Below are 12,720 nucleotides of genomic sequence, written 5' to 3'. Positions count from 1 at the left end.
CCAGGCGCGGGTTTTCGGTTGTAACGTTCAGGCATCATAAAAAGGAGAAGCTATGCTGGGTTTAAAACAGGTTCATCATATTGCGATCATTGCGACCGATTACGCGAAAAGTAAGGCCTTTTACTGCGACATCCTGGGCTTTACGCTCATGAGCGAGGCCTACCGCGAGGAGCGTGACTCCTGGAAGGGCGACCTGGCGTTAAACGGGCAGTATGTGATTGAACTGTTCTCTTTTCCTTTTCCGCCTGCGCGTCCGTCCCGGCCGGAAGCCTGTGGCCTGCGTCATCTTGCCTTCAGCGTCGATGACCTGGATAGCGCAGTAAAACATCTGGAAGCGCACGGCGTGACGTGTGAAGCGATCCGCGTCGATCCGTTCACCGACAAGCGCTTTACCTTTTTCAACGATCCGGACGGCCTGCCGCTGGAGCTTTATCAGCAGTAATCTTCGTCCTGTGTGATAATGCCCGCTCAGTTCGGGCATTTTTTATGTGTAATTCCCTATGACCTTACCCGCTATCGCACACGCCGTTTCACCGTACCGCCAGCTGCTGGTGGGGTTTAGCGGTGGCCTTGATTCTACCGTGTTGCTGCATCGCCTTAAGCTTTGGCGCGATCGGGAACCTGACGTCCAGCTACAGGCGATGCATATTCATCACGGATTAAGTCCTCACGCAGAGGAGTGGGTGGCGCACTGCGAAGCCTTGTGTGCAGCCTGGTCGATCCCGCTCATCGTTGAACGCGTCATGCTTGCGGAGGAAGGACTGGGCATCGAGGCGCAGGCACGTAAAGCCCGCTATGCCGCGTTTGCCGGGGCATTACGTACTGGAGAAGCGCTGGTAACGGCCCAGCATCTGGACGATCAGTGCGAAACCTTTCTGCTGGCGCTTAAGCGGGGCAGCGGGCCGGCGGGGCTTTCTGCCATGCCGGCGCGTTCGGCATTTGCCGGCACAACGTTACTGCGCCCGCTGCTTGGCGAGACGCGTGCCTCACTGGAAGCCTGGGCGCGAGAGCATCAGCTGAGCTGGATCGAAGATGAGAGTAACCAGGATGACGGCTATGATCGTAACTTCCTGCGTCTGCGCGTCCTCCCGCTATTGAGCGAGCGCTGGCCGCATTTCGCCGACGCGACGGCAAGAAGCGCCATGCTGTGCGCCGAACAGGAATCGCTGCTGGACGAGCTGTTAAGTGACGAACTCGCTGAACTGATTTCAAAAGACGGAGCGCTGGCCATTGCACCGCTGACAGCGATGAGTCCGGTGCGTCGCGCCGCGCTGCTACGACGCTGGCTGGCCTCTCATGATGCTACGATGCCGTCACGGACAATGCTGAGCCGTATCTGGGACGAAGTCGCTCTGGCGCGGGATGATGCTTCCCCGTGCGTCCACCTGAACGGGTTTGAGGTTAGACGCTATAAAGGGGAACTCTGGTGGATAAAATCCATGCCCTCGCTGACCAGTGTCGTGCTCGACTGGTTTTCTCCTGACGCGCCCCTGATATTGCCCTGTGAGGCAGGACGCGTTTCTCTCCTGTCGTCTGGTCATGTGCGGCTGCCGAAGCCCGATGAACCGGTCACCGTGCGCTTTAAGGCTGGCGGCATGCTGCATATCGTCGGGCGCAACGGGGGCCGGAAGCTGAAGAAAATATGGCAGGAGTATAACGTGCCGCCGTGGCTGCGCGACACCACGCCGCTGCTGTTCTACGGTGAAGCGCTGATTGCTGCTGCAGGGGTGTTCATCACGGAAGAGGGGTGGTCAGAAGAGGGTGTCCGTTTTGAGTGGCAGAAAGCGTAACGGGCAGCCAGGCTGCCCGTTAGTGTCATCAGGATTCGCTCACCACGACGGTGCCGATTTGCGGGTGGCTGAAGCTGGCTATTTTGTCCAGACGCAGCTCACGCGTCGCACCGGCATCTTCCACTATCAGGTATTCCACATTTTTACGTGAAACCAGATCACTGGCTTTCGCCTTCAACACTTCGCCATCTTTTAGCTCCAGCGTCAGTAATAAATGATGCTGGCAGGCGAGTTCGAGGTTGTCATAGTCATCACAATTGATGGGTTGATAAGTATCATTCATCGACATAATCGCTCACCAGTAAATTCGCCGCAGCATACGCTGCTTTTTCCCTGACCGACTCTGAAAGGCTCTCATCAGAGGCCACTTCATTAAGCACTTTCAATACACAGCCCAACGCGTCCGGGACATACCCCAGATCTCCGCTGGCGATTTCCGCATACCGTTTGCGAATTAACTCACAATAATTATTCACATCCCCTCCCGCCAGCGCACTGACTTACTGTGAGATATCATTAAGCCTACGAAGATAAACTCGGTTTAGCAAGGTGACTATACCATACTCATTTAAGCAATATCAGCGCCTTGATAGCGGTGTATTTATTACCCCATAACAGCCTTTTGCCGCGGTTTTCGCTACAATGAGTGCCTGATTCGAATGGAGTTCTCTCATGGCGCTGAAAGCGACAATTTATAAAGCAGTGGTCAATGTGGCCGATCTGGATCGCAACCAGTTCCTCGACGCGTCGCTTACGCTGGCACGCCACCCCTCCGAAACCCAGGAGCGCATGATGCTGCGCCTGCTGGCGTGGATTAAGTATGCCGACGAACGTCTGCAGTTTTCCCGTGGGCTAAGCGCAGAAGACGAGCCTGAAGCCTGGCTGCGCAACGATCATCTGGGTATCGATTTGTGGATCGAACTCGGCCTGCCGGACGAGCGCAGAATTAAAAAGGCCTGCACCCAGTCCGCTGAAGTGGCCTTATTCGCTTATAATCAGCGCGCTGCGGAGATTTGGTGGCAGCAAAACAAGAGCAAGTGCGGACAGTTTAAAAATCTCACGGTCTGGTATCTGGATGATGAGCAGCTGGCGCAGCTGAGCGAGTTCGCCAGCCGGACCATGGTTTTGCAGGCGACGATTCAGGATGGCGCCATCTGGCTCTCTGACTCTCGGAATAATCTGGAAATTCATTTAGCGGCGTGGCAACCCGCGTCATGATCGTCTTGTCCCGAAACGTCAGCATTCCTGACAACGAGCTGGAGATCACCGCCATCCGTGCTCAGGGGGCTGGCGGGCAGCACGTCAACAAGGCGTCGACGGCTATCCATTTGCGTTTTGACATTCGGGCCTCAAGCCTGCCAGAGTATTATAAAGAAAGCCTGCTTGCCGCCAGCCATCACCTGATCACCAGCGATGGCGTGATTGTGATCAAAGCCCAGGAGTACCGCAGCCAGGAGCTCAACCGGGAAGCGGCGATAGCCAGGCTGGTGGCGGTCATCAAAGAGTTAACGGCAGTACAAAAAAGCCGCCGGGCAACGCGGCCAACCCGCGCATCGAAAGAGCGTCGGTTGTCCTCGAAGGCCCAAAAGTCCACAGTGAAAGCACTACGCGGTAAAGTTCGTCGCCCGACAGAGTGACGAAAGGGAACACACTTTTCATAAGGAATTCATTGTGAAAAAAGTATTATGGTCAGCGCTGGCAGCGAGTACGCTGTTTGCGCTTTTTGGGTGTAACAACCGCTCCGAAACGCAGGTTTTACAACCCACGCAAACGGAAGAATTAAAACCAATGCAGCAAAGCTGGCGCGGCGTATTGCCTTGCGCGGACTGCGAAGGCATTGAAACGTCGCTGTTCCTGCAAAAAGATGGCACCTGGGTGATGAACCAGCGCTATCAGGGCGCAAAAGAGCCTTCTTCTTTTGCAACTTATGGAACATGGGCGCGTACGGCGGAGAAGCTGGTCCTGACGGATACCACCGGTGAGAAAACCTTTTTCCGCGCTAAAGGCGAGGGGATGGAGATGCTTGACCGCGAAGGCAACCCGATTGAATCCCAGTTCAACTACACGCTGGCGCCGGTAAAAGCGGCTCTGCCTGCCACGCCGATGGCGATGCGGGGGATGTACTTCTATATGGCGGATGCGGCGATCTTTACCGACTGCGCAACCGGCAAGAAGGTTAGCGTGGCAAACAATGCGCAGCTTGAACGTGATTACGCTGTGGCGCGCGGTAATGACAGCAAGCCGATATTGCTGACGGTGGATGGTCACTTTACGCTGGAGCCAAACCCGGATAGCGGAGAGATGGTGAAAACGCTGGTGGCGGATAAAGACGCGAAATTTGTAGCGGGTAAAGACTGTAACAGTAAATAAGCCGACGCTGAGCCATTAAAAAACCCCGCCTGAGCGGGGTTTTTTGTTTAGCCTTTGATGGCTTTCACCAGGTAATCAAGAATGTCGCCGGTCTTGATCATCTGTTTTTCGCCGCTGCGACGGTATTTGTATTCAATCTCATCGCTGTCGAGGTTACGGTCGCCGATGACGACGGTGTGTGGAATACCGATCAGTTCCATATCGGCAAACATCACGCCCGGACGCTCTTTACGGTCATCCATCAGCACTTCGATACCCTGAGCGCGCAGCTCGGAATACAGCTTCTCGGCCAGTTCCTGCACGCGGTAAGACTTGTGCATGTTCATTGGCAGAATGGCCACCTGGAACGGCGCAATATTGTCCGGCCAGACGATGCCGCGTTCGTCGTAGTTCTGCTCAATCGCCGCAGCCACCACGCGCGTCACCCCGATACCGTAGCAACCCATGGTCAGGATCTGGTTACGGCCATCTTCACCCTGAACAGCCGCGTTCAGCGCGCGAGAGTATTTATCACCCAGCTGGAAGATGTGACCGACTTCGATGCCGCGCTTAATCATCAGGGTACCCTGGCCGTCCGGGCTTGGATCGCCTGCAACCACGTTACGGATGTCAGCCACTTCCGGCGTCGCCACGTCGCGATCCCAGTTGATGCCGAAGTAGTGTTTACCGTCGATGTTCGCACCGGCGGAGAAGTCGCTCATTGCAGCAACCGTGCGGTCAATAACAACCGGCACCGGCAGATTGACTGGACCCAGTGAACCTGGACCCGCATTCACCACGGCGCGGATTTCCGCTTCCGTTGCAAAGGTGAGCGGGCTGGCTACCTGCGGCAGCTTTTCGGCTTTTACTTCGTTCAGCTCATGATCGCCACGCACCAGCAGGGCAACCAGCGGGTAAGCGCTGCCTTCGGTGGATTTTACCAGCAGCGTTTTCACGGTTTTTTCGACAGGCAGATTGAATTGCTCAACCAGCTCGGCAATGGTTTTCGCGTTTGGCGTATCAACCAGCGTCATCTCTTGCGTTGCCGGGCCGCGCGGTTCTTTTGGTGCCAGCGCTTCTGCAAATTCGATGTTCGCTGCGTAGTCTGAAGAGTCAGAGAAGATCACATCGTCTTCACCGCTCTGCGCCAGTACCTGGAACTCATGGGAGGCGCTACCGCCGATGGAGCCGGTATCAGCCTGCACAGCGCGGAAATCCAGACCCATGCGGGAGAATATTTTGCTGTATGCCGCGTACATTGCGTCGTACGTCTCTTGCAGGGATTCCTGAGAGGTATGGAAAGAGTAGGCATCTTTCATCAGGAATTCGCGAGAGCGCATGACGCCGAAACGTGGGCGAACTTCGTCACGGAACTTGGTCTGGATCTGGAAGAAGTTCAGCGGCAGCTGTTTGTAAGAGCTCAGCTCGTTACGAATCAGGTCGGTAATGACTTCTTCATGCGTTGGGCCGAGAACGAACGGACGCTCGCCGCGATCGACGAAGCGCAGCAGTTCAGGACCATATTGCTCCCAACGGCCGCTCTCCTGCCACAGGTCAGCGGGCTGAACCACAGGCATGGACACCTCGATAGCACCGGCGTTGTTCATCTCTTCACGCACGATGTTTTCGACTTTTTTCAGGACGCGCACGCCGGTCGGCAGCCAGGTGTATAACCCGGAGGCCAGCTTGCGGATCATCCCGGCGCGCAGCATCAGCTGATGGCTGATCACTTCGGCGTCGGCAGGCGTCTCCTTCAGAGTGGAGAGCAGATATTGGCTAGTACGCATGTTGTTACGGTTCCATTTCGACGATTGGAACAGGCTGAAACACCAGCCTGACACAAAAAAAGTGGTTTAGTTTACCAGTGTGGCAAAGATGCCAAAAGAGAGGAGAACAAAATTACCTGGGTTCAAGGGCAAACACTTCAAAACCTGCCCCGGTGACGCGCCAGCGAACGTTGAAATCAAGCAGCCAGACGGCGTACGTTTTTCCTTCTTCCTCTTCTTTACGGTAGGCCGGACGCGGGTCCTGTGCCAAAACTTCGGTGATGAAATCCCGTAAGCGAGGATAGCGTTTCTCCAGTTGACCAAGCTGCGCGGTTATCTCTGGCGTAAAATACACAGGCATATCCGCCTGCGGCGCGTCCTGAGCATAACTTGCACGCGCGTCCGGGAGCGCTTCGGCGAAGGGCAAATAGGGTTTTATGTCGATTACCGGCGTGCCGTCTACCAGGTCGAGGCTACCTAACTCAAGTATCACCCGATCTTTCTGGCAGCGTATGCCTTTCAGTTCAACCAGCGACATTCCAATCGGGTTTGGGCGGAAGGTCGAGCGCGTCGCAAACACGCCCATTCTCGCATTTCCGCCAAGACGAGGAGGGCGCACGGTAGGTCGCCAGCCGCCTTCCATCGTCTGGTGAAACACGAACACCACCCATAAATGGCTGAAAGCCTCGAGCCCGCGTACCGCATCGGCCTGATTGTAAGGCGCAATCAGGTGAAGTTCACCGCTTCCGCTGGTGACCAGACCGGGCTGGCGGGGGACGGCGAACTTCTCTTTATAAGGAGAGTGGATAACGCCTATCTGCTCGAACTGAAATGCACTCATTTCGCCGTGATGTTCAGCGCAGAACCGATGCAAACCGCCTGACGGTAGCAGCCCGGCGTGCCGCTGGTGACTTCGCAGCTGTGCAGCAGGACCGCGTTAGCTTTCATTTTTGCGGCATTAATCTGCATGCGTTTACGCGCTGTCGGAATATTCGGTGGTGAGTCCTGATTGGTCGCCTGGCAGGATTCGCCGCTCACTTCGCCCAGTTCACGGAACGGCTTACCAACGAGTTCGTCCGCTTTCGTGATAATGCGAACCGGCGCAGGGCGAACCACTTTCGGTTTCGCAGGCTCGGTCTTTGGCGGGGTTGCCGTGCTTTGAACAGGTTCAACGGGAGATCTGCTTAGCATAGAACAGCCGCTCAGCATGAGTGCTAAAAGACAGATCGGTAAAGCACGCATAATAGTTCCTCAATGGATAATCAAAACGTCAGATATTGAATCAGTTGACTGCACAAATGACAAGACGGGCATAAGCCCGTCCTGATGATATTACACTGAGGTGAGATTACCAGCCTTTAACAGCGCCGCCGTTAAACACTTTGTTGGCTTCCTGGTAAACTTCATCTGACTGATAGGCCTGAACGAATTTCTTCACGTTTTCCGCGTCCTTGTTGTCTTCGCGAGTCACGATCAGGTTAACGTACGGGGAGTCTTTATCTTCAACGAAGATACCATCTTTGGCTGGCGTCAGGCCAATCTGGCTGGCGTAAGTGGTGTTGATAACGGCCAGGGCAATCTGCGCATCGTCCAGAGAACGTGGCAGCTGCGGTGCTTCCAGTTCAACAATTTTCAGATTTTTCGGGTTCTCGGTGACGTCCAGAACGGTTGGCAGCAGGCCAACACCGTCTTTCAGTTTGATCAGGCCCACTTTCTGCAGCAGCAGCAGGGAACGACCAAGGTTGGTTGGGTCGTTAGGCACGGCAACCTGAGAGCCCGGCTGCAACTCGTCCAGCGATTTAATTTTCTTAGAGTAACCGGCAATTGGATAAACGAAGGTGTTACCGACACCCACCAGTTTATAACCGCGATCTTTGATCTGCTGATCCAGATATGGCTTATGCTGGAAGGCGTTAGCGTCGATATCGCCTTTGCTCAGCGCTTCGTTCGGCAGAACGTAATCGTTAAAGGTTACCAGCTCCACGTCCAGGCCATATTTCTCTTTCGCCACTTTCTGAGCAACTTCCGCAACCTGCTGTTCTGCACCCACGATAACGCCCACTTTAATGTGGTTTGGATCTTTTTCATCCTGACCGCAACCCACCAGTGCCAGAGAGCCGATCAGCGCGCCTACTGCTGCGAAGGTCTTTAATTTAAACGCCATGTTTTATCCTTAACTCGTAGAGTTTGTGTTGTGTGTAACGTTATTTGTGAGTAACGGTCCGGACGATGCGATCGCCGGAGAACTGGATTAAATAAACCAGAACAACCAGCAATACCAGTACGGTATTCATCACGGTCGCGTTATATCCAATATAGCCGTACTGGTAACCAATCTGACCTAAACCGCCAGCGCCAACTGCGCCACCCATTGCGGAATAACCGACCAGCGTGATGAGCGTGATGGTTGCCGCGTTCACCAGGCCTGGCAGTGCTTCCGGGAGCAGAACTTTGCGGACGATCTGCATCGGCGTTGCGCCCATCGCGCGTGAGGCTTCGATCAAACCTGTTGGGATCTCCAGCAGGGCGTTTTCCACCATACGGGCGATAAACGGCGCAGCCCCCACGGTCAGCGGAACAATGGCCGCCTGCAGTCCGATAGACGTTCCGACGATCACGCGGGTAAACGGAATCATCCACACCAGCAGAATAATGAAGGGAATAGAACGGAAGATGTTCACCAGCGCGGAGAGCGTACGGTACAGTTTCGCGTTCTCAATGATTTGACCCGGACGCGTCACGTACAGCAATACGCCGACCGGCAGGCCAATCACAAAACCAAAGAAGCCAGAGACAAAGGTCATTGCCAGCGTTTCCCAAACGCCGCGAACCAGCAGCCACATCATCGGCTCAGACATAACCCAGTACCTCTACTTTTACGTGGTGTTCCTGCAGCCAGGCAATTGCGGCCTGGGTTTCTTCTTGTGTGCCGTGCATTTCTGTCAGCATGATGCCGAACTTCACGCCACCTGCGTAATCCATCTGCGCGCTGATGATGTTGTTGTTCACGTTAAAGCGACGCGCGGTTTCGGAAAGCAGGGGAGCGTCAACGGACTGACCGGTGAACTCCATACGCAGCATCGGGACGCTGTTTGCTTCGGGTTCGGTTTTCAAACGCTCCAGATAATCTTCCGGAATATCCAGATGCAGCGTGGACTGGATGAACTGCTGTGCCAGCGGCGTCTTCGGATGCGAGAACACTTCACTTACCGTGTCCTGCTCGATCAGTTCACCGTTGCTGATGACCGCCACGCAGTCGCAGATGCGTTTCACCACGTCCATCTCATGTGTAATAAGGAGGATCGTCAGGCCCAGGCGACGGTTAATGTCTTTCAGCAGTTCCAGAATCGAACGCGTGGTGGCCGGATCCAGTGCGCTGGTGGCTTCATCGCACAGCAGTACCTTAGGGTTGCTTGCCAGCGCGCGGGCAATGGCGACACGCTGCTTTTGCCCACCGGACAGGTTTGCCGGGTAGCTATCATGCTTATCGCCCAGACCCACGAGGTCGAGCAGCTCGGTAACGCGACGCTTCACTTCTTCTTTCGGCGTGTTATCCAGTTCAAGCGGTAAGGCAACGTTGCCAAACACGGTGCGGGAAGCCAGCAGGTTAAAGTGCTGGAAGATCATGCCAATCTGACGACGCGCTTTGGTGAGTTCTTTCTCTGAAAGGGCGGTAAGTTCCTGGCCGCCAACTTCTACGCTGCCCTGGGTTGGGCGCTCAAGCAGGTTAACACAACGAATCAGCGTGCTTTTACCTGCACCCGATGCGCCAATGACGCCATAAATTTGACCAGCAGGAACATGCAGGCTGACGTTGTTCAGCGCCTGAATGGTTCGGTTCCCCTGCTGGAACACTTTGGTGATATTGGAAAGTTTAATCATTAGATTATTTTTATCGTATGTAAGTTAGCCGTGGCATTTTCTTCTGCCAGATACGGGTGATGACCGTAAACAAAACGGATGTTAAGGCATCCAGACGTCTAAATCAATCCAACTCTGTACGATGAGCACTTTATTGCGCTGCGATTCATGAGATACTAGTCGAACATGCCTTTTTCAGGAGCAAACCGGTGGCAAAATCAGTACCCGCAATTTTTCTCGATCGTGACGGCACTATTAATGTGGATCACGGTTATGTCCATGAGATTGATGAATTCGAGTTTATCGAGGGCGTAATAGATGCCATGCGCCAACTGAAAGAGATTGGTTATGCGCTGGTGGTTGTGACGAACCAGTCCGGTATTGCACGCGGTAAATTCACCGAAGCGCAGTTCGAGACGCTGACGGAATGGATGGACTGGTCGTTGGCCGACCGCGGTGTGGATCTCGACGGCATCTACTATTGTCCGCACCACCCGCAGGGTACGGTAGAAGCGTATCGCCAGACCTGTGACTGCCGTAAGCCGCATCCGGGGATGTTCATCTCTGCACAGGAGTTCCTGCACATCGATATGGCTGCTTCTTATATGGTGGGCGATAAACTGGAAGATATGCAGGCAGCAGCAGCAGCGGGCGTAGGAACCAAAATATTAGTTCGCACCGGTAAGCCAGTGACGCCAGAAGCAGAAAATGCAGCGGATTGGGTGATTAATAGTCTGGCCGATCTGCCAAAAGAGATTAAAAAGCACCAAAAATAGCCTTTTTGGCGAAAAGATGAGCGGTTGAAATAAAAATGCATTTTTCCGCTTGTCATTCCTCGGCGGCCCCCTATAATGCGCCTCCATCGACACGGCGGATGTGAATCACTTCACACAACAGCCGGTTCGGTTGAAGAGAAAAAATCCTGAAATAACGGGTTGACTCTGAAAGAGGAAAGCGTAATATACGCCACCTCGCAACGGTGAGCGAAAGCCGCGTTGCACTGCTCTTTAACAATTTATCAGACAATCTGTGTGGGCACTCAAAGTGACATGGATTCTTAACGTCYTCGGACRAWAAATGAATACCAAGTCTCTGAGTGAACATACGTAATTCATTACGAAGTTTAATTCACGAGCATCAAACTTAAATTGAAGAGTTTGATCATGGCTCAGATTGAACGCTGGCGGCAGGCCTAACACATGCAAGTCGAGCGGTAACACAGGGAGCTTGCTCCCGGGTGACGAGCGGCGGACGGGTGAGTAATGTCTGGGAAACTGCCTGATGGAGGGGGATAACTACTGGAAACGGTAGCTAATACCGCATAACGTCGCAAGACCAAAGAGGGGGACCTTCGGGCCTCTTGCCATCAGATGTGCCCAGATGGGATTAGCTAGTAGGTGGGGTAACGGCTCACCTAGGCGACGATCCCTAGCTGGTCTGAGAGGATGACCAGCCACACTGGAACTGAGACACGGTCCAGACTCCTACGGGAGGCAGCAGTGGGGAATATTGCACAATGGGCGCAAGCCTGATGCAGCCATGCCGCGTGTATGAAGAAGGCCTTCGGGTTGTAAAGTACTTTCAGCGGGGAGGAAGGTGTTGWGGTTAATAACCWCAGCAATTGACGTTACCCGCAGAAGAAGCACCGGCTAACTCCGTGCCAGCAGCCGCGGTAATACGGAGGGTGCAAGCGTTAATCGGAATTACTGGGCGTAAAGCGCACGCAGGCGGTCTGTCAAGTCGGATGTGAAATCCCCGGGCTCAACCTGGGAACTGCATTCGAAACTGGCAGGCTAGAGTCTTGTAGAGGGGGGTAGAATTCCAGGTGTAGCGGTGAAATGCGTAGAGATCTGGAGGAATACCGGTGGCGAAGGCGGCCCCCTGGACAAAGACTGACGCTCAGGTGCGAAAGCGTGGGGAGCAAACAGGATTAGATACCCTGGTAGTCCACGCCGTAAACGATGTCGACTTGGAGGTTGTGCCCTTGAGGCGTGGCTTCCGGAGCTAACGCGTTAAGTCGACCGCCTGGGGAGTACGGCCGCAAGGTTAAAACTCAAATGAATTGACGGGGGCCCGCACAAGCGGTGGAGCATGTGGTTTAATTCGATGCAACGCGAAGAACCTTACCTACTCTTGACATCCAGAGAACTTNGTGCGAAAGCGTGGGGAGCAAACAGGATTAGATACCCTGGTAGTCCACGCCGTAAACGATGTCGACTTGGAGGTTGTGCCCTTGAGGCGTGGCTTCCGGAGCTAACGCGTTAAGTCGACCGCCTGGGGAGTACGGCCGCAAGGTTAAAACTCAAATGAATTGACGGGGGCCCGCACAAGCGGTGGAGCATGTGGTTTAATTCGATGCAACGCGAAGAACCTTACCTACTCTTGACATCCAGAGAACTTAGCAGAGATGCTTTGGTGCCTTCGGGAACTCTGAGACAGGTGCTGCATGGCTGTCGTCAGCTCGTGTTGTGAAATGTTGGGTTAAGTCCCGCAACGAGCGCAACCCTTATCCTTTGTTGCCAGCGGTYMGGCCGGGAACTCAAAGGAGACTGCCAGTGATAAACTGGAGGAAGGTGGGGATGACGTCAAGTCATCATGGCCCTTACGAGTAGGGCTACACACGTGCTACAATGGCGCATACAAAGAGAAGCGACCTCGCGAGAGCAAGCGGACCTCATAAAGTGCGTCGTAGTCCGGATTGGAGTCTGCAACTCGACTCCATGAAGTCGGAATCGCTAGTAATCGTAGATCAGAATGCTACGGTGAATACGTTCCCGGGCCTTGTACACACCGCCCGTCACACCATGGGAGTGGGTTGCAAAAGAAGTAGGTAGCTTAACCTTCGGGAGGGCGCTTACCACTTTGTGATTCATGACTGGGGTGAAGTCGTAACAAGGTAACCGTAGGGGAACCTGCGGTTGGATCACCTCCTTACCTTAAAGAACCTGCCTTTG

At 54.2% G+C, this 12,720-nt stretch carries 14 protein-coding genes and 1 rRNA gene; 7 read left to right on the top strand and 8 right to left on the bottom strand.

Annotated elements, in window-relative coordinates; genetic code table 11:
• Window positions 1-52 precede the first annotated feature (52 nt).
• Together LA04_RS10375 and tilS are read left to right on the top strand one after the other, a co-directional pair.
• Window positions 53-442 (top strand): VOC family protein, encoded by a 390-nt coding sequence (locus tag LA04_RS10375; RefSeq protein ID WP_029741193.1) that lies wholly within the window; start codon window positions 53-55, stop codon window positions 440-442.
• A gap of 58 nt (window positions 443-500) precedes the next feature.
• A complete protein-coding gene (gene tilS, locus LA04_RS10370) occupies window positions 501-1,790 on the top strand; it encodes a tRNA lysidine(34) synthetase TilS (RefSeq protein ID WP_047651466.1) in 1,290 nt (429 codons plus the stop codon).
• A 28-nt stretch (window positions 1,791-1,818) separates the two neighbouring features.
• Here tilS and rof read toward each other — a convergent pair whose 3' ends face one another.
• Together rof and LA04_RS10360 are read right to left on the bottom strand one after the other, a co-directional pair.
• Window positions 1,819-2,079 carry a Rho-binding antiterminator gene (rof, locus tag LA04_RS10365; RefSeq protein WP_008501890.1) on the bottom strand — a complete coding sequence of 87 codons (261 nt, stop codon included), beginning with the start codon at window positions 2,077-2,079 and terminating at the stop codon, window positions 1,819-1,821.
• Window positions 2,066-2,266: a YaeP family protein gene (locus LA04_RS10360; protein ID WP_008501889.1), complete on the bottom strand. Its 201-nt coding sequence runs from the start codon at window positions 2,264-2,266 to the stop codon at window positions 2,066-2,068. Before LA04_RS10360 ends, rof begins: the two co-directional genes overlap by 14 nt.
• 196 nt (window positions 2,267-2,462) lie before the next feature.
• Between LA04_RS10360 and LA04_RS10355 the strand changes: the two genes are divergently transcribed.
• From LA04_RS10355 to nlpE, 3 genes are read left to right on the top strand one after another with little or no spacing between them, the layout of a single operon-like run.
• Window positions 2,463-3,008, top strand: a complete 546-nt coding sequence (locus tag LA04_RS10355; protein ID WP_047651465.1) for a YaeQ family protein — start codon at window positions 2,463-2,465, stop codon at window positions 3,006-3,008.
• A complete protein-coding gene (arfB, locus tag LA04_RS10350) occupies window positions 3,005-3,427 on the top strand; it encodes an alternative ribosome rescue aminoacyl-tRNA hydrolase ArfB (RefSeq protein ID WP_032649720.1) in 423 nt (140 codons plus the stop codon). Before LA04_RS10355 ends, arfB begins: the two co-directional genes overlap by 4 nt.
• Before the next feature lie 34 nt (window positions 3,428-3,461).
• The gene (nlpE, locus tag LA04_RS10345) at window positions 3,462-4,160 is read left to right on the top strand and encodes an envelope stress response activation lipoprotein NlpE (protein ID WP_047651463.1); all 699 of its coding nucleotides are present in this window, start codon (window positions 3,462-3,464) and stop codon (window positions 4,158-4,160) included.
• A gap of 47 nt (window positions 4,161-4,207) precedes the next feature.
• On the opposite strand, the gene proS is transcribed toward nlpE, so the two are convergent.
• From proS to metN, 6 genes are all read right to left on the bottom strand, one after another.
• Window positions 4,208-5,926 carry a proline--tRNA ligase gene (gene proS / locus LA04_RS10340; RefSeq protein ID WP_047651462.1) on the bottom strand — a complete coding sequence of 573 codons (1,719 nt, stop codon included), beginning with the start codon at window positions 5,924-5,926 and terminating at the stop codon, window positions 4,208-4,210.
• A gap of 112 nt (window positions 5,927-6,038) precedes the next feature.
• The gene (gene tsaA, locus LA04_RS10335) at window positions 6,039-6,746 is read right to left on the bottom strand and encodes a tRNA (N6-threonylcarbamoyladenosine(37)-N6)-methyltransferase TrmO (RefSeq protein WP_039260568.1); all 708 of its coding nucleotides are present in this window, start codon (window positions 6,744-6,746) and stop codon (window positions 6,039-6,041) included.
• Complete coding sequence (rcsF, locus tag LA04_RS10330) at window positions 6,743-7,147, bottom strand: Rcs stress response system protein RcsF (RefSeq protein ID WP_008501883.1); 405 nt, start codon at window positions 7,145-7,147, stop codon at window positions 6,743-6,745. Before rcsF ends, tsaA begins: the two co-directional genes overlap by 4 nt.
• A gap of 106 nt (window positions 7,148-7,253) precedes the next feature.
• Complete coding sequence (gene metQ, locus LA04_RS10325) at window positions 7,254-8,069, bottom strand: methionine ABC transporter substrate-binding lipoprotein MetQ (protein ID WP_014168729.1); 816 nt, start codon at window positions 8,067-8,069, stop codon at window positions 7,254-7,256.
• A gap of 40 nt (window positions 8,070-8,109) precedes the next feature.
• A complete protein-coding gene (locus tag LA04_RS10320; protein WP_014168730.1) occupies window positions 8,110-8,763 on the bottom strand; it encodes a methionine ABC transporter permease MetI in 654 nt (217 codons plus the stop codon).
• On the bottom strand, window positions 8,756-9,787 hold the full coding sequence (gene metN / locus LA04_RS10315; protein WP_047651461.1) for a methionine ABC transporter ATP-binding protein MetN: 1,032 nt from the start codon (window positions 9,785-9,787) through the stop codon (window positions 8,756-8,758). The genes LA04_RS10320 and metN overlap by 8 nt, the downstream gene beginning before the upstream one ends.
• A gap of 188 nt (window positions 9,788-9,975) precedes the next feature.
• Here metN and gmhB point away from each other — a divergent pair, with 188 nt between their 5' ends.
• Together gmhB and LA04_RS10305 are read left to right on the top strand one after the other, a co-directional pair.
• Complete coding sequence (gene gmhB, locus LA04_RS10310) at window positions 9,976-10,542, top strand: D-glycero-beta-D-manno-heptose 1,7-bisphosphate 7-phosphatase (protein WP_047651460.1); 567 nt, start codon at window positions 9,976-9,978, stop codon at window positions 10,540-10,542.
• 369 nt (window positions 10,543-10,911) lie between these two features.
• Window positions 10,912-12,700 (top strand): 16S ribosomal RNA (locus tag LA04_RS10305).
• Window positions 12,701-12,720 lie beyond the last annotated feature (20 nt).

The sequence above is a fragment of the Enterobacter sp. UCD-UG_FMILLET genome, from assembly GCF_000762975.1.
GTDB classification, from domain to species: domain Bacteria; phylum Pseudomonadota; class Gammaproteobacteria; order Enterobacterales; family Enterobacteriaceae; genus Enterobacter; species Enterobacter dykesii.
This window is presented reverse-complemented; position numbering and strand designations above follow the sequence as displayed.